This is a genomic window from Chryseobacterium sp. GW821-FHT04C04 (genome assembly GCF_059420365.1).
This window is the reverse complement of sequence record NZ_JBWKTO010000001.1, coordinates 533,812-558,037: the sequence shown is the minus strand read 5'-3', so window position 1 is coordinate 558,037 and position 24,226 is coordinate 533,812. Positions and strand designations below refer to the sequence as shown.

Below are 24,226 nucleotides of genomic sequence, written 5' to 3'. Positions count from 1 at the left end.
TAATACGATACAGGAATCTTCATTTTGTGTTTTTTGAAAGAATTAAATTAATACACAACGACTTAAGAATAGAGAAATTCGGTTTGAATTTCATATCAACTGCAAATGGCTTCTGTTTACTCAAAATAATATGAAAGTTTATGAGAAAATACAGAGAAAAAATTTGGAATTTTAGAAAAAGTTTCTATCTTTGCAGTCCCTTAAACAAAGGGATTTACTTGAAAAAGTAAGTGGCCGACTCGGTAGCTCAGCTGGTAGAGCAATACACTTTTAATGTATGGGTCCTGGGTTCGAATCCCAGCCGGGTCACCAAAAAAAAGCCTCAACGAAAGTTGAGGCTTTTTTGTTAAATATACTACACCAGTATTCACTCATTTTTATGACAGGTTTCAATACCCAAAGTCAATGAAAACTGATGTGCAATGTAGTTTACACGTTAGACATTGTCTTGAATTCAGTAGGTCTCATATTGGTTAATTGATAAAAATTATTACTGAATGCAGCGATGTTGGAGTATCCAATCTCATAGGCAATTTCGGTCATATTCAGATCACTGTCTTTAATCAGCTCCATCGCCCGGATAATCCTCAGCATTTTTATATACTGAATAAAGGTAATGTGTAGTTTTGTCCGAAATAGACGGGTCAAACTTCTTACGCTCATGCCCCATTCCGTGGCCACATGTTCTAAAGTAAGATTTTCATTCAGCTGATTCCTAAGCTGGGCAACAATAGTCTGGAGCTGCTGATCGTCAGTAGTAGGAAGCTGAATCGAAAACTTTTTCAGATTTTCCTTGGGAAGTACATTTTTCAATGTTGTTAAAAATTCAAACTCCCACGATCCTTTGAAATAATCACCCTGCCATTTTTCGCTGAAAGACAGCATTTCAGCTAAGAGCTTACTCACCGGATAAATACCCAACTCATTATAAAAATCATGAGAACTTTCTCCTGGAAAATAAATGTTGATGATGTACAGATCCTGCGTGTTGAACATCAGGTTATGGAGATAATTTTTAGGAATCCAGATATAATGATTGGAAGGAATATAGAAATCCCTTTCGCCTGTCTGCAGGTAAGCAATCCCTCCAAAAACCAATAATAACTGAGCTTTATCGTGTTGATGTGAAGGCAGACGCTGTTCGGTTTGCTGTCGTACCACCAGGATAGAGTCAGGATTCTGATCTACACTATTTATAAGCTGCTTAAGAGTATCCATGTGGCCAAATATAACAAATATTAGGCTAATTATATAAAAAGATGATTTTCCAATGTGAATAATTTTGTGATGTAAATAATAACAGAGTCATTATGAAACAGAAAATCATAAACCCTAATAAACACATCGAGCTTTTGACACAAGAGAAACTTTGTGATCATGAAATATATCATTCAGAAGAAGAAATGAGCACTCTTAATATCTACTGGCTGGCTTATTCTTATCCTTTCGTACCCATAATTGATTTAACAATGGTATTTGATGAATTAAAAAAGATTGTAAAAAAGTGGTTTTTAAATAAAAGAGACTATGGAATCATGTATAAAAAGAAAATCAATGAAACGATATAAATCAATTCCAATTTTGGGAATCCTACTGCTTTTCTTTGCAAAATCTCTATATGCCCAGGATGCAGGAGCTCCCCAAGCATTAAGTTTGGAAGAAATATGGAAAGTTGCCGAAGCGAATAACCGTCAGCTAAAACTATCGGATTTAAACCTTCAGCAAAGTAATTTAGAAGTACTTGAAGCCAAAGACCGCGTGCTTCCGGAACTTTCAATAAGTGGAGACGCAAAACTCAATTCTCAATTTCTCATTTACGATAATGGATTATTCTCATCCCCGCAAGATGTCCCTGTAAAAGGTTATGGCTATGGAGTGGGATATAACCTCAATTTTACTCTCTTTAACGGGGGTAAAGAAAGGAGAAATATCAAGATGAAGCAGGTGGAAGAGACACATAAACAATATGAAGCCGATCTGCAGAAGCACAGTGTAAAATATAATGTTGCTGTTGCTTATTTTGATCTGTACAAGTTTCTGAATTTCCGCGATTTTCTTGCTGCTGAAATTGCGGCAGAGAAAAAACAGCTTTCACTCATTGAAAGTTTACACAAAAACGGGATTGTGTTAAAGAGTGATGTGCTGAGAACCTCGGTGAAGTTGTCACAGTTGGAATTAAGTCTTTCAGATATTGAAAAGAAAACCAATGTTACCACACAGCGTCTTAACATTCTGATGGGCCGCGATAACGAAACAGAATTAGAGATCAACTATCAAGGTAGTTTTGAAATGGAAGCTATCAATGATTCTGATTACGCTGATTACATAGCTATGGCGCTTCAGCAATCGCCCGCGTATAAGATGGTCGATAGTGATATCAAATGGAGTGAGCTCAATATCAAGCAAATTAAAGCGGTGATATTTCCTAAAGTTTCCTTGTATTCCAATTACAATTATACCTATCCGCAGATCTCATTTTATCCGTACTCGAATGATTTATGGGCGTTTGGACAGACAGGAATCAAGGTGCAGTTTTCTATTGATAATGTATACAAAAACAAACATTCCATTGCTCGCGCCCAGGTTGTAAACAATCAGGCAAAAGAAAAAGCAAACATTAAAAAAGATGAAATTTCAATTCAGGTAAAAGAAGCTTATTTACAACAACAGCAGGCTTTGGAAAGTGTAGAAACCGCAGAAAAGAACATCACTAAAACTACCGAAACCGTTCGGGTTATCAGAAACAGTTATCTCAATCAAGAATCACTTTTGACCGATCTTTTGGAAGCGGAAAATGCTTTGCTGGAGGCCAAATTTAACCTGACAAACACACAGGCAAATTTAAAACTCAGTCATATCCAATTACTGGCAATCGTAGGAATTCTTTAATACAAAAATTATGAACAAAAATAAAACAGATAAAATAATCATAAGCTTAACCAAATGGTTGGGTATCTCCTTATTCACAGCGCTCATCATTTGGGGAGTTCTATATTTTCTAAAAGGATACCGCTATGAACAAACCAATGATGCACAGGTGGATGCCTATTTATCGCCTGTAAATGCAAAAGTAGGTGGGTATATCAGTAAAATTTATTACAAAGACAATCAGCAGGTTCGAAAAGGAGATACGCTTGTAGTGATTGCGGTGGACGAATATGGACTGAAAAGAAATATCGCATCAGCAGAACTGGGGAGTTCGCATGCCAAATTACCTATTTTGGCGGCTAATGAGGAAACGCAAATAAAGAGTATCGCCGTCATAAAAGCACAGCTCTCAGGGACAAAAGCGAAACTGATTCAGCAGCAAAGAGAATACGGACGTTATAAAAATTTATTGGCTGACGAATCTACCACACCACAAAAATTTGAGAGTGTGAGTATGTCTTTGGATATTACACAATCTGATTATGATCAGGCAAAAGCTTCCCTGCAGGTTGCAGAATCCAAATTGAATGATATTCGGGCACAGCATAATGCAATAAAGGCAGAAATAAAAATTAAGGAAGCGCTGCTCGCACGGCAGGAACTAGATATTAGCTATACCGTAATCACTGCACCTTTTGACGGGCGAATTGGTAAAAAGACCGTTCAGGAAGGGCAATTAATACAACCAGGGCAAACTTTGGCATTTTTAGTGAACGAAACAGAAGAAAAATGGGTAATAGCGAACTTCAAGGAAACACAGATTGGTCGTTTCAAGATAGGGCAGCCCGTATCCATAGAAGTAGATGCTTTTCCCAACGAAAAATTCAATGGGGTCATCCAATCACTTTCTCCGACTACCGGTTCCCGATATTCATTGCTGCCACCAGACAACGCTACCGGTAATTTTGTTAAAATTATCCAACGTATTCCCGTTAGAATAAAGCTTACTGATAAGCCTGAAAAATTAGGTAAGCTCTCTGCAGGAATGAATGCCAATGTTTATGTTTTAAAAGAGTAATAATGCAAGCACATAAAATTCCGGTTTTCAAACCATGGGTATCCGAATGGATGGCAAGATCAGTAATATTTGGCGTTCTGATGGCCTGTCTGTTTGCTTTCACGTTTTACAGTAGTCCTGTTGCGGTAATGGGCTATTATGGGGTGCAATCTACTGATGTACAGTATGCCATGATCGTTATTTATGGATCTTGCGTAGCTTTTTTGGCTTTGGATTTTCGTATTGTAAAGTATTTTGCACCAAGGAAATACCTGATGATGGCACTCACTATTAATGCGCTATGTTCTGTTATCTGTTTTCATTCCAAAGATTGGACACTTTTTGTCATTTGCCAGTTTGTAGAGGGAATTACCTGTGCATTGATGTCAGGCATCGTCCTACAGCTCACTTTTCCACGATTGGAGTCTACACGTGCCCGGGTAATTGGATATAGTCTCCTGTATGGAAGTATACAAATCTCAGTTCCGTTTTATTCCATCTATTCCAGTGTAGTGCTTTATTTTTATGATTTCAACTGGATATTTTATGGGTTCATTATCATGCTCATCATTCTGGCATTTGTTGTGCTGCTGACGATGAACGGCGAAGCGAGATTTACCAAAAAAATACCGTTGTATCAGGTAGATTGGGTGGGATATCTCTTTTATGCCTCTTTTATTTTCATAATAGGATATATTTTGATCTATGGGCGGCAATTGGGTTGGTTTGAAAGTTCATTAATCATTTTTCTTAGCCTTATCGGTGCAATCCTCCTTGTGCTGTTTGTTAGTAGAGAATCAAAGCTTAAACGACCATTGATTAACTTACAGATCTTCAAAGTCAAGAATTTTGTTATCGGTCTGCTGCTGCTTTTTACTTTTTATATTTTTAAAGGAAGTACCGGACTTGCTTATGGTTATCTTGAAGTCATTTTAGGTAATGATCCACTGGGTACTATTCCGATATGGAGCGCTGTAATTGTTGGAACTACGTTGAGTATGTTTGTTACGTCCCGATTGGTCTTGATGGGCTTTAACCTGATCAGGATTATTATAGCAGGTTTTGGGTTGATGGCTTTGTATTATGGCTATATGATACTTTTTGTTTCTGTACAGGGAGAAACAACTGACTTCATTCTGCCAATGTTTATCTATGGTGTTGCAACAGGAGTTTTATTTGTACCCATTGTTTCATTCACCAGCTCAGCAGCACCGCCAAATATTGCGTTGAATGCATCGCTTGTAGGGATATTGGCGAGGTTCACTGGTTTTACGGCCAGCCTGGCCCTTAATAATGAAATTCAGTTGTTTTCCAAATCTGCAGTGAGGGAGAAGGTTCGAGAAACATTAACAGAAACTAACCCACAATTGCCAGTTACCTTACTGGATATTCAAAACAAATATATCAATGCCGGCAGTGATATCTATACCGCAAAAGATGCTTCAGGAATGTATTTTAATAAACTGATAGGACAACAAATATGGGCTCGTGCCACTCGGGATTATTATGATCTTATGCTTTTGGGAGTAGTTGTTGTAATTGTTATTCTCATCATTTTACCACAGATTCAGAAAGTTGTCTTAAGGATAAGAAAAGGAACTATTCCTTATTAGATAGCACACCATCTACAAAACAACAGGTGGAGGGGAGTGGTAGAGAACATATTTCATGATCATGCTATTGCTCTGATCTCCACTTGGTATGCTCCCTGTTTCCTGAAATCCTATTTTCCTGTACAAGTTGTACGCTTTATTATTTCCAGGAGCAACTTCTAAAATGATTTCAATCCCATTAAATGTTTCACAGGCTTCATGAATAACAGCCTCAATCAATCCCTGACCAATATTTCTTCCCTGAAACTCTTTTTTTACATACATCTGGTAAATATTCCCGGTATTATTTTCATCTTTAACAAAAGTACAGATCCCTATAAGTTCCTGATCTGCAAAAGCACCAAACACAAATCTTTCCGGGGTTTGATTCTCAATATCGCTTTCCATTCGGAATTTTTCAATCTTCAAGGCTTCTTGATAGTTTGCTCCAAAAGATTCAGGAAATTTTTCGAGGCTTTCCAGGCGGATTGTTCGGTAGTTTTTACTTTCTTCAGGAAGAAGTTTTCGATAGCTAATATTCATTATGTTAACCCTGTTTGTCATTTTCATTGGTATTCAACTGCAAATATGTGGATTATTTTGAATTTCTTTTCAATATAAGTGTTGGAATTTAAATAGTTCTATTAAAATTTTAAAACCAGCCGATGCATTTGTAACAATTTTCATTTCATATAGTCTTATTATGAATACAACAGACATTTATTGTAATCAGAAAATCCTACACAAACTTTCTGGAAATTTTAGAAAATGTCTGTTTGAGGGGAAAATAGCTTGCTTTATTTTAATATTGCTTTTATGTAAAATTAAAGACTTATTTCATAATAAGTATGATAAATTGTGTATATTTATAACACATATTGGGGAAAACAATAAATAATAATAGATTTTTATCAACATATTTCGATGAAATATGAATAGGTAGGTATGTAGATTTAGGGAAAAGCGGTGGTGATGGGAAAAATTAATTTGATTCTTTTTAAGAATAAAAAAATACAGTCAAAGAACATACAAAAAATACTAGCCTATACAATCTGCATGGGATTATTTCTATGTATTATTTCTTGCAGCCGTGATTCTCAGGATAAGGAAAGAGAAGATTTTGATATTTCTTTATCAACCCAAAGTGCAGAGCTGCAGTTATCCGGTGAATATGAAGCACTCATCAGGCTTAACATAAAATATCTGAAAAAGGCCGGTAAAATGAAGTACAAAGCAGGAAAAGGCCTTTGCTATCTGAATATGGCTGGGGTGAACGTTTCTGCAGGGAATTATGAAAAAGCCCGTTTTTTTTTCAACAAAGCTGAAAAAGATCTGGAAAACTCTGAAAATACTTTTCATAAGGCAACATTCTATGATGATTATGGTCAATATTATTCTCATCTTAAATTAAATGATAAGGCTATAGAGTGTAATAATAAAGCATTTTATTATTTAAAACAGGCAAAAAAAACAAAGCTTACCGATAAACTTCTTCCAAGATTGTACGTCAACAAAGGAATTTATTATGCCTTAAAAGGGTGGCTGGGAACCTCCTTACAATGTTTTACTAAAGCGAATATGCTGGAAAACTCTGCGTATACCAATTGTATGGTTGCACAGTACTATTTATTTTTCCATAAGCCGGATTCTGCAGGAATATATATTGCCCGGGCAGATGAAAAGATGCTGAGCCAGAAAACCACTGATGTAGAATCTCTTTGGGTATATTACACGATGGGATATTACTACAATGATGTCAATAATAATGAAAAAGCTGAAAAAGCCCTTAAGAAAGCGTTGGAAATTAATATTAAAGCAAGACATACCTATTCTTCCCATATAAAAGAGGTTTATAAGTCTCTTGCAGAATTGTATAAGAAAAAAAATGACGGAGGAAAGGCTTATTTTTATCTGAAGAAATATATGGAAGAGGAAAAACGTTTTGATGCAGCCCGATTTGCAGCGATGAATAAAGCTACGGAAGATTTCATCCTGGAAATGAAGCAAGAGTCGGACTGGCATAAAAATGATCTCCCATTGTTCATTGCATTGTCTATTACTGTTATTACCATTTCGGGAGTATATGTCCGAAAGATGATCAATGCTTTGAAATTAAAGAAGAATACTCTAAAAGAAGAAACAGATGAATTGAAAAATAATGTCCAGACCAAGCAATTGGAAGAAGTGATTGAGCTTGCTAAACGAAATGACTCTTCTTTTTTGTTAAAATTCAAAGAACTATACCCTGATTTTATAAAAGCACTGCTGGAGATCAAACCAGATCTTGAAAATTCGGAATTGGCATTCTGCGCGATGTTAAAACTGAATTTTTCATCCAAGGAAATTGCAGACTATACTTTCGTACAGCACAGGTCTATCCAACAGAAAAAATACAGGATCAGGAAAAGACTGAATATCTCTGGAGAAACAGATATTTACGATTTTTTTGAAAATTTAGCACAATCAATAAATGAATCACAATAAAAGCAGCAGGATTTTGTTTTATGAAAAGATTTTATTGTTGATCTCACATTGGAAGTAATTATATTTTGTACAAGAATTTAGCTTATATAGAGAATCACATGATGCGTATTTTTCTTTTTGTTTTACTTATTATTATCGTTTCGTGCCATTCTCATTCTAATAAAGAGGTGGAAAAGAAATTTGATGTTTCTTTGCTGAAGCAGAACGAGAGGTTCAGGCTTGCAGGAGAATATGACTCTTTAATCAATCTTAATAAAAGATATTATAAGCAGGCTGATAAACTAAATTATGCAGACGGAAAGGCACTCTGCTATATCAATCTGGCAGAGCTTAATATCTCACTTGAAAATTATCAGAAGGCTCAGGTTCTTTTTGATAATGCAAAAGAAATCCTTGATCATTCAGAAGATAATATACATAAAGCCAGATTTTATAACGTTTACGGCCGTTTCAATGTAGAGCTCAGAAGGCTGGATAAAGCGTTTCAATATAATAATGAAGCAATGAACTTCATTCATAAAAGCAATACATCAGCACTCAAAAATGATCTTCTTTTCAGTATATATTTAAGGCAGGCCCTTTATCTTATTGAAAGAAAAGAGTACGAAAAAGCCCTTTACTATTTTCATAAAGCAAAAAGATTAGATGATAGTGGTCTTACAGAGTGTGCTATGAGTGATTATGTCTATATGCATAAAAATAGAGACTCAGCCTATAAATATATAACTCTTGCTTATGATAAAGCCAATAAAAATGGTAAAGAAGACGGGATATCGCTGTACACCAATACAATTATGGGAGAATATTATATTACCTATAAACAATATAACAAAGCAGAAGAAGCTCTTAAAAAAGCATTGAAAATCAGTGAAAAAACAAAACGGATCTATGCCTACTACACTAAGTATATTTATAACGATCTCAGAATATTATACGAACGTACAGGGGATAAAGAAAAAGCATACTTTTATCTAAAGGCGTATACCGATGCTTATTTTAAGACCAATACCTCTTTGCTAGCTACCATTAACCAGGATATGGAGGCATTTATTACAAATGCCCAAGAAGATACTGATAATAAAAAAAAGTATATATATAGGATTATTTTTTTGTCTATTGTTGCCCTTTCTCTATTGGGAATCTATGCATGGACAATTATCAGTGCATTGGGAAAAAGAAAAAAAGTTCTTGGTATAGAAGCGGAAAACCTGAAAATTCAGATGAATGATAATAAGCAGGAAGAAATTATAGAACTAGGTAAAAATAATGATCCCGAATTTTTCAATCGTTTCAAAGAAGTTTATCCGGGGTTTATAGATCAGCTTTTAGTAATCAATCCAGGCCTTGAAAGTTCTGAACTTGTTTTTTGTGCCATGCTGAAACTTCATTTTACCTCTAAGGAAATTGCGAGCTATACTCTGGTTCAGCACCGAACCGTTCAACAGAAAAAATACAGGATTAGAAAAAGACTCAATATTCCGGGAGAAACGGATATCTATCTTTTTTTTGATACATTGAAATAATTCAAAAAAAACTGTCTGACATATCAGGCCAGACAGTATTCGAAATATTCTCTTTTCACCACTCGGATTTTGTGTGGTCTCTTGTGGGCAAATATCAAAATTTATAATGGGAATGAGAAAAAAAAATCTACTACACAGATACTACACTACATAATTTTCATTTTAATAAATTGATATTCAATTGCTTGTATTTTTTGTTAAATTGAGCTTGTTCATTCATATAAAGGCAAGCTAATGATGAATTAATACGCCGATTTTCATCACTCATCTTAAGATCTCTGTTCAGTGGGACAATATGTTGCACTGTTTTGAATGGGTTTATTATCCCGTATTTCAGATTAGATTTTTAAGGGAGTACTTTTTTCAGTCTTATTTTAAGTAGATAAGGTTATTTTATAATTGGTTGTAAGTTAATGCTTTACGTTTGTGTTGTATCTGTGTAGTATCATGTTTTTTTCTAATTAATTGAATATATATCGCTTTTTAGATAGTTTTGCTTGTGAAATATTCATGGAAATGTATGTTTTGGTTAATTTATAGTAATTTCTACTTGGGGTACTTTCATTAATAAATTCATTCACATGCCATCTTTTTAAATCATATCAACTACACTTATTCACAATAATACTTTAAATAAATCTATGAAAAAAAGAATTTTATTTGTTTGTGCGTTAGCATCTTGTTTTACCGTTTTCAATGCCCAAAGATGGGAATCTACAACTCAAAGAACTTCGCAGATAAGAAAAGGAGTGGAAGTACAGCATTCTTACAGAGTTGATCTGAAGTCTCTGAGAGAAATGCTTAGAAATGCTGAAGAAACAGGGAAAGATGCAAGACCTGTTATTATTTCTTTACCTACGGTAGAAGGAAAAATCGAAAAATTTGCAGTCTATAGCAATCCGGTGATGGATAAATCTCTGGCAGACAGATACCAGCTAGGTTCTTATGTAGGAGTTGGAGTAGATGATGCTTCTAAATATTTAAGATTCAGTACATCTCCAAGCGATATGCAGTCTATGATTATCAAAGATGGCATATTCCAGTTTATAGAGCCAATAAGCGCCGATAAACAAACGTACGGAGTTTTCTACAAAACAAAAGAAAGTGGAGAACATGGCTTTACATGTGAGACCGGAGAGAAGCATATTGATGATATTGGAAAACTGGTTGCAAATGGTAAAAAATTGCTTTCAGGAGTAGGAATTACCCAAAGACCTACCAACACAAAATACAGAGATTTCAGAATGGCATTGTCTGTTACCGGAGAATACAGTCAATATCAATTAACAGCGGCAGGAACTCCCGGTAACGCTACTGATGATGTAAAAAAAGGGGTTGTTCTGGCAGCAATGAATAATACAATGACTCGTATAAATGGTGTTTTTGAACGTGATTTTGGAGCTCATTTAACGGTTCAGAACCTTCCGCAGCTTATCTATCTGGATGCTGCAACAGATCCTTATAGTAATGATTTAAATACTCAGTTACAACAAACACTTACTTCTGTAGTAGGGAATGCCAATTATGATATTGGACATGTTCTTAATCAAAATGCAGAAAGAAGCGGAAATGCAGGAGGAATCGGTATTGTGTGTATAGATCCTGCTAGTAATACAGATAAACAAAAAGGATCAGCTTATACACAAGGGCCTGTGCCTGTAGGAGATGTTTTTGACTTTACTGCGGCTCATGAAATGGGGCATCAGCTGGGAGCTAATCACACATTTTCAAATACCTCGGTTACAGATGCTAATCAAGGAGCGAATGTAGAACCTGGAGGAGGAACAACCATTATGGGATATGCCGGGATTACTTATGATAATGTTCAGGCTAATGCGGATGGCTATTTCCATTACAAATCAATTGATCAGGTATTGACTAATTTAGAAAATAAACTTAATTGTGGGGTTTCTCAAAATATCACTAATAATACAGCTCCTGCTATTAATCCTTTGGTGGCTTACAATATTCCTAAAGGAACTGCTTACTATCTAGAAGCTTCTGCTACAGACGCAGAAAATGATTCTGTGAATTATACGTGGGAGCAAAATGATAGTACAGATGGATTTTCTACCATTTCAGGAGACAGCGGATGGGGATATAATCCAAAAGGGGCTTTGACAAGATCTATTCCTGGAACGCCTGACGGAAGAAGGTATTTCCCTAAGTTAGAAACTGTGATGAACGGATCACTAACGAACAAGCAAAGTTGGGAAACTGTATCTTATATTCCTCGCGTATTGAATTATGCGGTGACGGTAAGAGATCAAAATCCGCAACGTTCTATGGTCTCCAGTTCTACAACGACCGTTACAGTAAAAAATGATGGTCCTTTCAAATTCAATGGGCTTACTGCATCTTCTGTGTTGTATAATGATGCGATGAACACGATATATTGGGATGTTGCCAATACCAACGCTGCTCCTTATAATACAGCCAGTGTAAAAATTGATTATACTACAAATAACGGAGTTACATGGACAGATCTGGTTGCTGCAGCACCCAATACCGGAAGTTATAATGTACAAATGCCGGGTAATCTAAGTGGAACAGTTAAACTAAGAGTATCAGCTGTAGGGAATATATTTTATGCAGTGTCACCTGCTGTTACTGTAGGAAGTGCTCCTACATCTTCTGCGTCAGCACCTACAGGTATTTCTACCATAGATACTGAAGTTTTCAAAACAACAGCAAGGGTTTCATGGAATAGTGTTCCGGGAGCTACTTATTCTGTTAATTATAGAAAAGCAGGGACTGTAAACTGGTCTAATGCTACTAGTCAGGCAAATTCTGTGGTACTGAATAACTTAGAAGACGAAACGAATTATGAAGTACAGGTGGCAGCAGTAGTCAATTCAGCTTCAGGAGCTTTTTCTAATAACTATACATTTAAAACAAAAGGCTTAAAAACGGGAGTTGATTACTGTGTACTAAGCTCAGGATCCCCTTACTTAGGATCAATATTAAAAGTGGCGGTTGCCAATATTGATTATACTGATGCTACAGCAAGATCTTATAAAGATTTAAGCGAAGATCCTACTAAGATTGTTAATTTGACACAGGGCAATACATATACTATTTCACCTAGAATAGGAAACTTGTTGCAAAGCGGTATGCAGGTAAACGTATCTGCATGGATTGATTACAACAGAAACGGAATTTTCGAAGTATCAGAAAGAATTGCTCAGGCATCCGGTGGAGCCCCTGCAGGTAATGTTGGGATGGGTAACATTAGCTTTACAGTTCCAGCAGCTACTTATTCCGGAGATAAATTACTAAGAATGAGAATTGTAGGTAAGTTTTCCAATTCAGCTCTGAATGATGTTTGCGGTGAAATTGCAAGCCAGGCAGGAGGGGTTATGGATCTTCCAGTGAAAATTACTGCAAATAACCTTGCCGTAAGAGAAGCTGCAGATACAAAATCATCAGAAATATCCATTTATCCTAACCCGGCAGATGCATTTGTAGAAGTGAAAAACCTGAAGGGTAAAGCCGATTACAAAATCTATAGTGCAGACGGAAGACTTGTTCAGGAAGGAAAACTTGACGGACAAAGAATCAATGTTGCCTCACTGGTAAAAGGAATGTATGTGATCACAATAAAAGATGACAAAAACACTTATAACACCAAATTAATTAAAAAATAAAAAACAGGAATGAATCTCCGTATCAGGATCTAAAAGCGGAGAGAAAAAGGATTTATTTTAACTAAAGAAGGCTGCCTCTGATTGGAGGCAGCCTTTTGCTTATGAATTTAAATGACCATTAAAAAAATCAAGCATGGTTGTTAATGATTTTTCAGAATGCATTCGCTCTCCGTTTTCAAGGGATTCCTGTGTAGCAATAGCAGCTCTTTTGCGCATATTGTTTTCGTAGTGAGAAATGGCTTCCTGTAAAGAGGTGTACCTGTTATCCGTCAAATATTCACTCAATTCAAGAGCATCCAGCATAGCCATATTGGCGCCTTCTCCTGCAAATGGAGGCATTACATGAGCGGCATCTCCTATTAGCGTTATATTGGGCTGGGCTTGCCAGGTCTGATCCAAAGGCATATAATAAATAAGGCGTGGAATAAAAGGTGCAGCAGCATTTTCAAAAAGTTCATCCCAGATTGGGCTCCATTCAGAGTACTCTGTTTTAAACCATTTCAATACCTGTGTAGTATCGGAAAAGTCAATACCGCTGTTGGTCACCCAGTTTTCGTCTGTTTTAAAGCTTGCATAAAATCCAAGATCCCCATTTCCTTTCTGGCCGAGTAAAATATTTTTAGTATTTCCAAATGCCATGATCTTTCCCCCTTTAATCATCGCATCAATCTGAGGTGCATTTTCTTTTGAAATATTTCCTTCCAGCATGATCACTCCGGAATAAACAGGTTTAATATCAGTAAGATAAGGACGTATCTTAGAATTGGCTCCATCACCTGCAATAACAAGGTCTGCATACACCGAATTTCCATTTTTGAAATGCAGCAGCCAGCCTTCACCCTGGCGTTCCATAGAGAGAAAATGACTGTCCCAGACTACCGTTTCGGGATGTAGGGATTTCAGAAGCATATTTCTTAACGGACCGCGGTCTATTTCAGGACGAAAATGTTCGTGCCCAAAATCCTCTTCAGGCTTGGTTTCATGATCATTAAAGAATATTTCAGCCTGTTCATTGAGAATCAAGGTTCTGTCTGCACCAGGACGGAAAGTCTTTTTAAACTCTTCCAGCAGTTCCGCCTTACGTATAGCTGCCAGCCCTGAATCTTCATGCATATCGAGAGGAGAGCCCTGTACCCGTGCATATTGATTAAAGTCTCTTTCATATACTTTTACATGGGCACCTTTTAGTTGTAAAAGTCTTGCCAGTGTAAGTCCTGCCGGACCACCACCAACGATTGCTATTGATTTATTTTCTATCAGCATTGTTAATTTAAATTTTACAATGCAAATTTATTTTCCTTTCAATACTGATAATAGTACAAATCGGTCGTTTTTATTTTTGGATAATTCTTTAGGGGCAACTCCTGAGAACTTCTTCACTTCTTTGATGAAATGATTTTGATCCGTGTAGTTGAGCTCAGGAAAGAGTCTTCCCTGTGCGATATGTTCCAATGATGCCCTGAAACGCAATATAGTAGAGTAGGCTTTCAATGATAAACCCAGCTGTTTGGTAAAATACCGGTTGATCTGCCTGCTGCTCCAGCCTGTTTTCTCGGACAGCTCCAGCACACTCATCTCTCCTTTTGAAGCATAAACCAATTCGAAAAGTTTACGTTTTCTCTCATCCACCTTTTGAGGAAGAAGATCTTTTATTTTTTGAATTGCTTTTACACAGCAAACATCAAAATCCTTTATATCATCAGCCTTAAAATTCCAGAAATCAGGGGAGAGTTCTTTTCCAATATTTAATAAATCTGCGATGGAAGTATGTAAAATATACTCAACAGCAAGAGGTTTGAAACTGACAACAAAAGCAATGGTATGGGGATGAATATACCTTTGTTCAGGATACGTTTCCAAGCCGAGAAGGGTAATGTGGAAAGGTTCGGAATCCGACTGTGAGAAAAATAGATCTATTCTTCCGTCAGGAATAATGACCACTTCTTTAGATTCATTGGAAAGATTCTGAAAAGTTCCCAGATTTTCTACAAAATCAGCGATCTCTTTATCGGGCTCGATGAAATGATAAGAAAAGTCATTGTCCATAAGTATTGCCTGCAGAAGACTGCTTTTTAATGAAGAAAATTACAAAATTTGGCATAAACCAGCAAGCCCAATAAAAATTCATAATGATACTTGGTCATCCATTTTATCGAAGATAAAATTCTTACGTTTTAAAACTATTAAATAGAATTAAAAATAAAACCCGGACTATAAAAAAATATAGCCCAGGTCTCCACAAGATTAAAAAATATATTAAAAACGGTTAAAATGAATATCCTACAGAGGCTATTACATTTCTGGGCGCTCCCGGGAAGGCCCGCGTATAATCAAAGCCACCCAGGAAATAGTACTTGTCAAAAATATTGTTGATATTCACAGACATTTTCATCTTTCCGATATGGTAATATACTGCAGCATTTACAGTTGTATAAGAAGGCCATTCTCCCCAAAGTGCATTTCCGGTGCTGTCTTTTCCGATGCTGTTGTCCATACGTCTGGTATCTACATAATAAACTCCGGCTCCGAATCCCAACCCTTTCAAAGCAGTGGTTGAAAACACATATTTCAGCCACATGCTTGCCATATTTTTAGGAGCTCCCGGTAAAGCCTGGCCTACTTCTGAAGCAATAGAAGATGATTTTACTTCGGTCTGATTGTAGGTGTAATTTCCCATGATCTGAAATTCTTTGGTCAACTGCCCGCGGATATCCAGCTCAACCCCTTTTGATACGGCCTGCCCTGATTGTCTGTAGACTGGAAAACCGGTTGTACTGATTTCACCTGTAGCGATCAGCATATTTCGGCGTTCAATCTGAAAGAGAGAAAGGTCCATCTGCAGTTGATTCTTAAAAAAGCCGGTTTTAAGACCTGTTTCAATCTGGAAACTATGCTCTGCGGTAAAAGGTTTATCCGCTCCGTAATCCTGATAATTCTGAATAAAATTGGCTCCCACAGGAGCAAAACCCTGAGAATAGCTTGCAAAATAGTTGATCTGATCATTGATCTGATACGTCAGTCCGATACGCGGCAGCCATGCATTTTGTGTGGCACTGTATCGGCTGGAAGAATTGATGGTTTCAGAATAATAATGTTCATGACGCAATCCTACAACAAGCTTCAGCCTTTCCGCGAATGAAATCTGATCCTGCACATAAATTCCTGTTGTTTTATAAGGGCTTAAAAATGGATAACTGCCCTGTGCCAGCCATACATAATTACTGAGATCATGTGTGGTATACGTAGGATTATTAAGATCAAATGTAAGAGGAACTATTTTTCCGTCTATTTTCTGCTGTCTGGCTTCACGCTGTTGGTTGTTGCTGTCTCCTTCGTATTGTGCATAATCCACCCCGGCGATAAGATGATGTTTGATGGTATTTCCGGTGGGGTCCCATTTCAGATAGACTACAGAATTATCTGTATAGTCTTTTCCATGGCGGTCAAAGAAACGCATATTCATAATCGTATTGTTGGGTGCATCTGCATAGCTGTTCAAGGTACGGTGTTCATTGACATCTTCCTGATAAACCGACTTCATATAGCTGGCATTCAATGAAAGGTTATGCGTAAGTCTCTGGCTTACTCTTGCACTGAAAGAGAAAGATTTTGTGTTGTAAAAATCTGAAGGCTGGCTTAACGTAAAAGATCGGGGCAGAGCATAAAAATCATTGTTCCTAAGACCCATTCCACGGTCCAGATATCCATGAAACTGATCGTACACAAGATCTATGTCTACCTGGGTGCCATCCAATGGTTTGAAAGTAAAAGAGGGGGCAATCATAAAGTTCTTCTGCTGATTGACATTCCGGAAGGTTTTGCTGTCTTCATAGCCTGCATTCAGACGATACAGGATTTTCTTATCCTTATCCAAGGGTCCGCCAAGATCAATACTTGTACGGACTGTCTGAAAGCTTCCCACTGAAAAATTCACTGATCCTTTTTGGGTTTCCAACGGTTTTTTTGTGACCATATTGATGGTTCCACCGGGAGTAATGTCACCGAATAGAGAGGCTCCCGGACCTTTTAAAACAGAAACACTTTCCAGATTAATCGTCAGCGGAGAACGGTAATAGCTGTTTCCATAGCTGTACCCGGAACGAAGTCCGTTCACGAGACGGATTCCGGTTTCATAACCGCTTTTAAACCCCCGAATGATAAGATCATCATAAGAAGAAGCAGTCGTTACGCCTGCCAAATCCTGTGCAACTTCACGCGTTGTATAAGCCTGTTTGTCTTCCATAAACTCGCTGCTTACAATAGAAACCGACTGTGGAAGATCTTTTAAGTTTCCTGAAAATTTCCCACCCAGTTCAAGATTATTTGTAAGATAAGAATTGTTTCTGCGGGCAGTGACCAGAATTTCCTGAATATTGGTTTGATTTTCTGCCAGACGAATAACAATCCCTTTTTTATCATCATAAGAAAGAGAATCCAGGGTGATATGAGAACCGGAATATCCTTTAGCATCAATTGTAAGCTGAGCCGGATACTGAACCTGATTTTCAAATGTAAAATTACCGTCTTTACCTGTGGTAGCAGTTGTTCCCTGATTCAAGGAAATGATGGCATGGGAAATTATTTTTCCCTCCTGATTCAGAACTTTTCCAAAAACAGGATGTATTTTCTGTGCCGATAAGGCAAAAGGAAGTAAGAGCATTATACCGTTAATGTATAATACTTTCTTTGTTGTATTCATGTATATTTTCTCTGTATTATTTATTTTCTGCGGAAATCATCAGCTCCATGTGTAAAGTAGGATAGGTTCCTTCATAGCAGGATTTAAGAAGCCTGAATCCCTGTTTCAGCCAATATTCATAAGCTCCTTTAAGGAAAGGATGGGTGTGGAGGTATAAACGTTTGATATTTTTTTCCTGAGCCGTTTTTACAAGTTCCTGAAATAGCCGGGTAGCAATACCAGCTCTTCTGTAATCAGGGTTGACGAATAATCTCGCTACTTCTACAGTTCTCATTTGATCAATATCCAGGTGAGGAAAACGATAGTCATAGGGCATCATTCCGATCACTCCTATAAGTTTTCCCTCCGATGTACGAGCCTGTATAAAGGACCCGGAAGGAGCCTGAAGATAGTTCTGTTCAAAATTAACCAGATCTTTGGGAACGATCAGCGGATCAAGCAAAGGATACAGCTGACGCCTGAATTCCATCACATAAGGAAGTACTTCAAATACATGGTAGTCTTCTACTTTCGATATCGTTATTTCTTCATTGTTTTTCATATATTTTTATTTTAATTGGGGAGCAAACATTGGAGTTCCCTGGTTGTCTAAAGCCAGTAAAGGAACCTCATAAGTATCTTCAAGAAGCCGTTGCAGTTCATTTGTTTCCATAGATTGAACAGAAACCAGCTCATGATGACGCATCACAAAAAAATCATCTCCAAACAGGAAAGCGAGATTAGGATCATGCATCACACATAAAACAGTAGTCCCTTCATTCACCAACTGGCGGATGACTTCCAGTACAGCGACCTGATAATGAAGGTCGAGATGGTTGGTGGGCTCATCCAGCATCAGTACGTCCGGCTTTTGAACCAATATTCGGCATAACAATACCAATTGACGTTCACCACCGGAAAGAGAAGTGTAAGGTTTATCTTTTAGGTGGAATAAATTAAGTTTCTGAAGGATTGTTTCAACCTCATTATAGTCTGCCTTTCCAGGGGCAAATCTTGAAAATGAAGCCCGCCCTGTCAGGATTACATCAAATACGGTAAATGGAAAAGTAGTCTGATGAAACTGGGTTAAAAATCCCAGACGGAGAGGAAATGATGTTCCAGTTTTTATTTTTCGGCGTTCTTTATTGCCAATCCATACGCTTCCTGTGTATTTTTTTTCCAGCCCTGCAATAATTTTGAATAACGTTGATTTTCCGCTTCCGTTTCTTCCCAAAATGACGGAAAGTCTGCCTTTTTTAAAGTCTGCTTTTACATTTTTCAACACTTCTTCTTTTCCGTAGCAAAAAGAAAGCTGTTCAAGAGAGATTATATTTTTCATGAGTTCCAGTTTATCGCATTTCGACGCATCAGATAGATGAAGATAGGGGCTCCGATAATCATGGTAAAAACCCCGATAGGGATTTCAAAAGGCATTACGGTACGGGAAAAATCATCAATTAATAATAAAAATGTTCCGCCGATACTGATGTTGGCCCATACTGTGATCGTATTATTGGGTCCGAAAATCATTCTGCTGATATGGGGAACAATCAATCCAAACAAACTGATCACCCCTACAGCAGCCACTGATGAAGCGGTAATCATTGTGGCTACGGCCATCAGGATAAGTTTAAAAAGGGTAGGATTTACGCCTACTGCCATGGCTTCATGATCTCCCAGTGCAAGAAGATTCAGTTTCCAGCGAAGCATAATAACCACAGATAATCCGATAAGAATCGGAAATACTGCCGTATGTACTTTTTGCCATGAAGCGGTATGCAGGTTTCCCATAGTCCACTGTACAATAGCCTGCAGTTTATAAGGATCACTCAGATATTGCAGAACCGTCAGCAAAGCTGTAAATACTCCTGATACGATCATTCCTGCAAGAACCATACTTATAATAGAAGTTTTGGCTCCGGCATAAGAAACAAGGAACGTAATAACTACCGCTGCAACTCCAAAAATAAAAGCTGAAAGATTGACTGCCATTACCGGGAACAACATCGCCAATGCTGCACCAAATGCAGAACCTGACGAAATTCCCAAAGTAAAGGGGTCCACAATCGGATTCCTGAAAACAGCCTGAAGCACTCCTCCGGAAGAGGCCAGTGAAGCACCTACCAGAAAAGTAAGGGCAATTCTTGGAAGGCGTACCTGCCATAAAATGGTGTGCAAACTTCCTTGTATAATAGGTTCGTTTTTAGAAATTCCTAATTCCAGGGCGATATGATAGAACAGTTCTCCAAAACCTATATTCTCACTGGAACCTATCATTAAAGAAACGAATCCCAATATAAAAGGCAGAAAAATTAATATGAAAACTGTTTTACTATTTTTCACCATTAGAGTAATCCTTTTTTACCATAGATAATTTCAAAAGCTTTTCTCACATCCTGATCCAGCTGTCCCTGAGTATATTCCGGCATGCACCAGTGACGGAGCTGCTTGGCAAACAGCATAAATTTTACCGTATGCGGATCATAAGGAAATGAAGGAGACATGACAAATACCTGTTTGTTTTTTACAGCAGGAAGTGCAGCCAGCTCTTTAAGACTGTACACATCCGACAGTTTGGAATTCCAAAGGATAATTAAATCAGGATTCCATTTATACATTGTTTCTGCGCTGATATTGGGTGCCTCTACCGGAACCGGGCATGCATTTTGAGCTCCGGCCAGCGTGATAGCCATATCGATGAGGCTTCCTTTCCCGGAAGTAGACATGATACGTCCTTTTGACCAGGCATAATAAATCTTTTTAGGTGATGTTTCATGAGAGGCTCTCATTTTTTTCACTTCTTCAGAAACATATCCTGTAATTTTGTCTGCGCGTTTTTGCTTTCCAAGGAGTTTTCCTACATTCTTCAGCTCTTCCAGAATTTTTTCATCATTTAAAGAAGAAAAAGTAAACACGGGAATACCAAGATTTTCAATTTGGTTGATATTGTCGTCGTCTGTGCTAAAAGTCAATACCAAATCAGGTTTAAGCTCTACAATGCTTTCTGCGTTGCTGGATTGTCCGCCAAAAGTGGGAGTTGCAATACTTTTATTTTTGATTCGCTTATCCAGTTTAGAAAGGAATTGATATGTATCTTCCATTTCATAGATCTGCTGCGGAATTCCTACAATTTTGTCACCTGCCTGAAGCATATAGACATCATCCACAAGAGCATTGTATAAGATGACAACACGCATGGCTTCATGGGGAAGAGTGATGGTTTTGCCTCTGCTGTCGGTTGCAGTGACCTGGGTGTTGGATAAATCTCCTTTGTGATCAGAGTCTTTAGGGGTATTGCAGCTTTGCAGGAGAATAAGCAATCCGGAAAGACTTGTTATCAAAAAACTTTTAATTTTCATGTGCTTTATTTTTTGCCAGATAACGTAATGATTGGGAGGATAATAACTGGTTGTCTGTAAGTTCAATACGCGTCCCGTATCTTGCGGATAATTGCTCGTATAAGCGCCCATCGTAAGGAACCGCAAATTGTTGCTGACGGATTAAAAATATCGGCAGATGCTGATTTCCGATAAAGTAGCAGAAGTCTGCTGCTTCAGCATCATTTTTTGCAGAGAAGCATATGGTAAGGCATGTTTTGATTTCAACTATAGCGATGAGCTGATCATTGCTGTATAAATGGTCTCCGTGATCCCATTCTTTTCTGTTCTCTAACCTCAGTTCCAAAATCTGCCCGGATTTTGTAGTCCGGGTCAGTTTTTGTTTTTTATTTTCAAACCATTCGATTTCCAGGATATCAGGATGCAGTTTATTCAGGTTTTCACCTGCTTTCACTTGATCTATTACGATTGGCGATGTGGTATTCATAAGTTTAAGCTTCCTGAGCAGCGCTTTCTTTTTTCAATTTTACTTTCTCTTTCAGCCAGTTACACCATTCATCAATTCCGTCTCCGTTTAAGGTGCTGATGGTCATTACTTCCAAATTGGGGTTCACCTCATGGGCATCTTTTGTTACGGCTTCTACAGAAAAGGGAACGTAGGGAAGCAAATCAGCTTTGGAAACAAGCATCAGTTCACTGGTTAAAAACATACGCGGATATTTTTTAGGCTTGTCATCTCCTTCTGTAGAGGCCAGAAGGGTTACACGATAATCTTCTCCAAGGTCAAAAGCAGATGGACAAAGAAGATTTCCTACATTTTCTATGAACAATACATCCACTCCTTCCAGGTCAATATGATCCAGAGCCTGCAGAATCATCTGCGCTTCAATATGACACATTCCACCTGTTACGATTTGCAGTGCATTGATTCCTGCTTCACGCATTCTGATAGCATCACGCTCGGTTTCTGGATCTCCGACAAGAATAGAGATGTTAAGATCCTGAGCCAGTCGTTTTCCTGTTTCCTGCATTAAGGTGGTTTTCCCGGAGCCCGGTGATGAGCATACATTGATGACGCAAATGTCTTTTAATCGTTCTCTGATGGCTTTGGCTACAAAATCATTAGCCTTTAATAAATGAAGGGTTGTATTATCACATTGAACGGAACCTATGCGGTTTCCTAAACTTTTTGGATTAGTTGTTGACATATTAATGGGGTTTTTGTTTGAAAATTACTTTTGAGATGAAGAGTTCGTTTCCCTGTACGATATGAGCTGATGGAGTTCCGCAGTCATCACAGACAAACCTGTGGTACCTGACGGGGAAGTCTTTTTTACACTGTTCACAATGGGCAATAATATCATTGACGAGCACTTCAAGTTCCATTTCCCGATAGTAGGGGTGTTCGGTAATGAATGCATCAAATGCATTCTGAATGAGGACAGGCTGAACATTGGAAAGTAATCCTGCTGTTACCTGAACCTGCTGGATATCTTCTACTTTGGCGTCATAATGTTCTTCCAAAGTGTCAAAAATATCCTTCACTATACTTAATTCATGCATAGCTTATTGGTTTATAGGTGAAAACTGATTATCCGGAAAATGCGGATAACCTCTTTAAGAAAAATGAATTGTAAATACCCGCAGAATGGGTTTTACAGATAATAATTAAGAGATACTGATCTTTAGATTATGGAATAAAAGATATTTGGGAAGATGGTAATGATGTACTGATTCTGAAGCAGAACCTGCAGCAACATTAGAGTTTAAATTATTTCCCCACAATACTTTATGGTAAGCAAAAAGAATAAAAGGAAGATCGAAGAAAGCTTTGTCCGCATCAAAATCATTTTCGGCCATGGAGCCAATGAATAACATATCATGCTGTACAGACTGTACAGATTCGGACGATTTTACACCAACCTGATCCTTTGAATAACTTTCATGAGCGTTATTTTTCCTGTCACTGGAAAGCCCTGTCATTATGGTAAGAAACAGGATCAGCAGAAAAGTAACGGATATGTAGAAAGACTTCTTCATTGGTACTACAAATGTAGACCTTTTAACAGCCTGTGTTCTTACCAAAAACCTTTTAAAAATGTTCAAAAACGGGATTAAATGCGACCTTTTATACTCATAGGAAATAATGTTTTTTTTAAATTTCATGTTTTTATTTTGTTGATAATCAGCTGTAATTGTTTTGTATTTGAATGTGTAGGGAAATTAAGGGTCAATAATAATGTTTAAAATGGTGACTGCGAACCATAGCTTTTTTATCATAAAAGAATGACATTTTTAAACATTGAAATAATAGTGTTTTTATTTGAACCGCAAAGAAATACAAGTAGGATTTAAGTATTAAACTTTTCTTTTTTACCCTTTAATGTTTTATAAATACTATTTTTGTTTGGACCGATTTCAAAATAGATGTTCACTAGCACTTACTCTCATGGATAAAACATCAATTAACACGTATTTTCATTCCCTATTCAGTATCAAAGGGGAAGTGGTTGAAAAGATTACCGAAACCTTTAATTATTTTGAATTAAAATCGAATACGGTTTTGTTGAATAAAGATGCGATCAGTACCAAAACCTATTTTCTGGAAAAAGGTTATGTCCGTTCGTATATACTCAATGAAGATAATGAGGAGATTACGACCCATATTTATAGAGCTCCGTGTTTTGTGAATGATTTTCTGTCCTTTTTCAGGCAGCAGCCCACCAAAGAAACTTATCAAACTGTCACAGATTGTGTTTTCTGGGAGACCGGATTGGAAAATGTACAGCATAATTTCCATAATATTCCTGAATTCAGAGAGTTTAGCAGACTTCTTTTTGTCCTCAATTATTATAATATTCATGATAGGCTGATAGAAATGGCCAGCCAGAAGGCTTCGACAAGATATTTCAACCTCATGAAGAAAGATCCTGATATTTTTCAGCATGTTCCACTGAAAGTAATTGCTTCCTATCTGGGAATTAAAGACAGCTCACTGAGCCGGATCAGAAGGGATATTCATAAAATATAATTTCTTTT

21 protein-coding genes and 1 tRNA gene are annotated in these 24,226 nt (G+C 37.3%); 9 read left to right on the top strand and 13 right to left on the bottom strand.

Going from position 1 to position 24,226, the window contains the following annotated elements; translation table 11 throughout:
- Window positions 1-236 precede the first annotated feature (236 nt).
- Window positions 237-312: transfer RNA gene (locus AC07UM_RS02575), tRNA-Lys, on the top strand.
- Between the two features lie 117 nt (window positions 313-429).
- Here AC07UM_RS02575 and AC07UM_RS02570 read toward each other — a convergent pair.
- On the bottom strand, window positions 430-1,218 hold the full coding sequence (locus tag AC07UM_RS02570) for a helix-turn-helix domain-containing protein (protein ID WP_494682623.1): 789 nt from the start codon (window positions 1,216-1,218) through the stop codon (window positions 430-432).
- A 92-nt stretch (window positions 1,219-1,310) separates the two neighbouring features.
- Here AC07UM_RS02570 and AC07UM_RS02565 point away from each other — a divergent pair, with 92 nt between their 5' ends.
- Genes AC07UM_RS02565 through AC07UM_RS02550 form a run of 4 tightly spaced genes read left to right on the top strand, consistent with a single transcriptional unit; the run spans window position 1,311 to window position 5,538 of the window.
- Window positions 1,311-1,568, top strand: coding sequence for a hypothetical protein (locus tag AC07UM_RS02565; protein ID WP_494682624.1), 258 nt, complete (start codon window positions 1,311-1,313; stop codon window positions 1,566-1,568).
- Window positions 1,555-2,889: a TolC family protein gene (locus tag AC07UM_RS02560; protein ID WP_494682625.1), complete on the top strand. Its 1,335-nt coding sequence runs from the start codon at window positions 1,555-1,557 to the stop codon at window positions 2,887-2,889. Before AC07UM_RS02565 ends, AC07UM_RS02560 begins: the two co-directional genes overlap by 14 nt.
- Window positions 2,890-2,899: 10 nt before the next feature.
- Window positions 2,900-3,946, top strand: coding sequence for an HlyD family secretion protein (locus tag AC07UM_RS02555; RefSeq protein WP_494682626.1), 1,047 nt, complete (start codon window positions 2,900-2,902; stop codon window positions 3,944-3,946).
- Between the two features lie 2 nt (window positions 3,947-3,948).
- On the top strand, window positions 3,949-5,538 hold the full coding sequence (locus tag AC07UM_RS02550; protein ID WP_494682627.1) for an MFS transporter: 1,590 nt from the start codon (window positions 3,949-3,951) through the stop codon (window positions 5,536-5,538).
- 12 nt (window positions 5,539-5,550) lie between these two features.
- On the opposite strand, the gene AC07UM_RS02545 is transcribed toward AC07UM_RS02550, so the two are convergent.
- Window positions 5,551-6,060 carry a GNAT family N-acetyltransferase gene (locus AC07UM_RS02545; protein WP_494682628.1) on the bottom strand — a complete coding sequence of 170 codons (510 nt, stop codon included), beginning with the start codon at window positions 6,058-6,060 and terminating at the stop codon, window positions 5,551-5,553.
- Between the two features lie 513 nt (window positions 6,061-6,573).
- Here AC07UM_RS02545 and AC07UM_RS02540 point away from each other — a divergent pair.
- The 3 genes from AC07UM_RS02540 (at window position 6,574) to AC07UM_RS02530 (ending at window position 13,171) form a co-directional block, all read left to right on the top strand.
- Window positions 6,574-8,001 carry a tetratricopeptide repeat protein gene (locus AC07UM_RS02540; protein ID WP_494682629.1) on the top strand — a complete coding sequence of 476 codons (1,428 nt, stop codon included), beginning with the start codon at window positions 6,574-6,576 and terminating at the stop codon, window positions 7,999-8,001.
- Between the two features lie 98 nt (window positions 8,002-8,099).
- Window positions 8,100-9,524, top strand: coding sequence for a tetratricopeptide repeat protein (locus AC07UM_RS02535; RefSeq protein WP_494682630.1), 1,425 nt, complete (start codon window positions 8,100-8,102; stop codon window positions 9,522-9,524).
- A gap of 641 nt (window positions 9,525-10,165) precedes the next feature.
- Window positions 10,166-13,171 carry a reprolysin-like metallopeptidase gene (locus AC07UM_RS02530; RefSeq protein ID WP_494682631.1) on the top strand — a complete coding sequence of 1,002 codons (3,006 nt, stop codon included), beginning with the start codon at window positions 10,166-10,168 and terminating at the stop codon, window positions 13,169-13,171.
- Between the two features lie 99 nt (window positions 13,172-13,270).
- Here the strand turns inward: AC07UM_RS02530 and AC07UM_RS02525 are convergent, their stop codons facing one another.
- The 11 genes from AC07UM_RS02525 to AC07UM_RS02475 form a co-directional block, all read right to left on the bottom strand.
- A complete protein-coding gene (locus tag AC07UM_RS02525) occupies window positions 13,271-14,434 on the bottom strand; it encodes an FAD-dependent oxidoreductase (protein ID WP_494682632.1) in 1,164 nt (387 codons plus the stop codon).
- Window positions 14,435-14,461: 27 nt separating this feature from the next.
- Complete coding sequence (locus AC07UM_RS02520) at window positions 14,462-15,217, bottom strand: helix-turn-helix domain-containing protein (RefSeq protein WP_494682633.1); 756 nt, start codon at window positions 15,215-15,217, stop codon at window positions 14,462-14,464.
- Window positions 15,218-15,437: 220 nt separating this feature from the next.
- Window positions 15,438-17,870, bottom strand: coding sequence for a TonB-dependent siderophore receptor (locus AC07UM_RS02515; protein WP_494682634.1), 2,433 nt, complete (start codon window positions 17,868-17,870; stop codon window positions 15,438-15,440).
- 16 nt (window positions 17,871-17,886) lie between these two features.
- Complete coding sequence (locus AC07UM_RS02510; RefSeq protein WP_494682635.1) at window positions 17,887-18,411, bottom strand: GNAT family N-acetyltransferase; 525 nt, start codon at window positions 18,409-18,411, stop codon at window positions 17,887-17,889.
- 6 nt (window positions 18,412-18,417) lie between these two features.
- A complete protein-coding gene (locus AC07UM_RS02505) occupies window positions 18,418-19,188 on the bottom strand; it encodes an ABC transporter ATP-binding protein (protein WP_494682636.1) in 771 nt (256 codons plus the stop codon).
- Window positions 19,185-20,195, bottom strand: coding sequence for a FecCD family ABC transporter permease (locus tag AC07UM_RS02500; protein WP_494682637.1), 1,011 nt, complete (start codon window positions 20,193-20,195; stop codon window positions 19,185-19,187). The genes AC07UM_RS02505 and AC07UM_RS02500 overlap by 4 nt, the downstream gene beginning before the upstream one ends.
- Window positions 20,195-21,208: an ABC transporter substrate-binding protein gene (locus tag AC07UM_RS02495; protein ID WP_494682638.1), complete on the bottom strand. Its 1,014-nt coding sequence runs from the start codon at window positions 21,206-21,208 to the stop codon at window positions 20,195-20,197. The genes AC07UM_RS02500 and AC07UM_RS02495 overlap by 1 nt, the downstream gene beginning before the upstream one ends.
- Entirely contained in the window at window positions 21,198-21,674 is a 477-nt protein-coding gene (locus AC07UM_RS02490; protein WP_494682639.1) for an urease accessory protein UreE, read from the bottom strand. Before AC07UM_RS02490 ends, AC07UM_RS02495 begins: the two co-directional genes overlap by 11 nt.
- Before the next feature lie 4 nt (window positions 21,675-21,678).
- Window positions 21,679-22,395 (bottom strand): hydrogenase nickel incorporation protein HypB, encoded by a 717-nt coding sequence (gene hypB / locus AC07UM_RS02485; RefSeq protein ID WP_494682640.1) that lies wholly within the window; start codon window positions 22,393-22,395, stop codon window positions 21,679-21,681.
- 1 nt (window position 22,396) lies between these two features.
- Window positions 22,397-22,750, bottom strand: a complete 354-nt coding sequence (locus AC07UM_RS02480; RefSeq protein WP_494682641.1) for a hydrogenase maturation nickel metallochaperone HypA/HybF — start codon at window positions 22,748-22,750, stop codon at window positions 22,397-22,399.
- Window positions 22,751-22,855: 105 nt separating this feature from the next.
- A complete protein-coding gene (locus tag AC07UM_RS02475; RefSeq protein WP_494682642.1) occupies window positions 22,856-23,227 on the bottom strand; it encodes a hypothetical protein in 372 nt (123 codons plus the stop codon).
- A gap of 409 nt (window positions 23,228-23,636) precedes the next feature.
- Here AC07UM_RS02475 and AC07UM_RS02470 point away from each other — a divergent pair, with 409 nt between their 5' ends.
- Complete coding sequence (locus AC07UM_RS02470) at window positions 23,637-24,218, top strand: Crp/Fnr family transcriptional regulator (RefSeq protein WP_152289779.1); 582 nt, start codon at window positions 23,637-23,639, stop codon at window positions 24,216-24,218.
- Window positions 24,219-24,226 lie beyond the last annotated feature (8 nt).

Bases quoted from the DNA above. Each gene is read 5' to 3' on its own strand.
- AC07UM_RS02570 (WP_494682623.1), bottom strand. From the start codon at position 1,218: ATGGATACTCTTAAGCAGCTTATAAATAGTGTAGATCAGAATCCTGAC.
- AC07UM_RS02565 (WP_494682624.1), top strand. From the start codon at position 1,311: ATGAAACAGAAAATCATAAACCCTAATAAACACATCGAGCTTTTGACA.
- AC07UM_RS02560 (WP_494682625.1), top strand. From the start codon at position 1,555: ATGAAACGATATAAATCAATTCCAATTTTGGGAATCCTACTGCTTTTC.
- AC07UM_RS02555 (WP_494682626.1), top strand. From the start codon at position 2,900: ATGAACAAAAATAAAACAGATAAAATAATCATAAGCTTAACCAAATGG.
- AC07UM_RS02550 (WP_494682627.1), top strand. From the start codon at position 3,949: ATGCAAGCACATAAAATTCCGGTTTTCAAACCATGGGTATCCGAATGG.
- AC07UM_RS02545 (WP_494682628.1), bottom strand. From the start codon at position 6,060: ATGAATATTAGCTATCGAAAACTTCTTCCTGAAGAAAGTAAAAACTAC.
- AC07UM_RS02540 (WP_494682629.1), top strand. From the start codon at position 6,574: ATGGGATTATTTCTATGTATTATTTCTTGCAGCCGTGATTCTCAGGAT.
- AC07UM_RS02535 (WP_494682630.1), top strand. From the start codon at position 8,100: ATGATGCGTATTTTTCTTTTTGTTTTACTTATTATTATCGTTTCGTGC.
- AC07UM_RS02530 (WP_494682631.1), top strand. From the start codon at position 10,166: ATGAAAAAAAGAATTTTATTTGTTTGTGCGTTAGCATCTTGTTTTACC.
- AC07UM_RS02525 (WP_494682632.1), bottom strand. From the start codon at position 14,434: ATGCTGATAGAAAATAAATCAATAGCAATCGTTGGTGGTGGTCCGGCA.
- AC07UM_RS02520 (WP_494682633.1), bottom strand. From the start codon at position 15,217: ATGGACAATGACTTTTCTTATCATTTCATCGAGCCCGATAAAGAGATC.
- AC07UM_RS02515 (WP_494682634.1), bottom strand. From the start codon at position 17,870: ATGAATACAACAAAGAAAGTATTATACATTAACGGTATAATGCTCTTA.
- AC07UM_RS02510 (WP_494682635.1), bottom strand. From the start codon at position 18,411: ATGAAAAACAATGAAGAAATAACGATATCGAAAGTAGAAGACTACCAT.
- AC07UM_RS02505 (WP_494682636.1), bottom strand. From the start codon at position 19,188: ATGAAAAATATAATCTCTCTTGAACAGCTTTCTTTTTGCTACGGAAAA.
- AC07UM_RS02500 (WP_494682637.1), bottom strand. From the start codon at position 20,195: ATGGTGAAAAATAGTAAAACAGTTTTCATATTAATTTTTCTGCCTTTT.
- AC07UM_RS02495 (WP_494682638.1), bottom strand. From the start codon at position 21,208: ATGAAAATTAAAAGTTTTTTGATAACAAGTCTTTCCGGATTGCTTATT.
- AC07UM_RS02490 (WP_494682639.1), bottom strand. From the start codon at position 21,674: ATGAATACCACATCGCCAATCGTAATAGATCAAGTGAAAGCAGGTGAA.
- hypB (WP_494682640.1), bottom strand. From the start codon at position 22,395: ATGTCAACAACTAATCCAAAAAGTTTAGGAAACCGCATAGGTTCCGTT.
- AC07UM_RS02480 (WP_494682641.1), bottom strand. From the start codon at position 22,750: ATGCATGAATTAAGTATAGTGAAGGATATTTTTGACACTTTGGAAGAA.
- AC07UM_RS02475 (WP_494682642.1), bottom strand. From the start codon at position 23,227: ATGAAGAAGTCTTTCTACATATCCGTTACTTTTCTGCTGATCCTGTTT.
- AC07UM_RS02470 (WP_152289779.1), top strand. From the start codon at position 23,637: ATGGATAAAACATCAATTAACACGTATTTTCATTCCCTATTCAGTATC.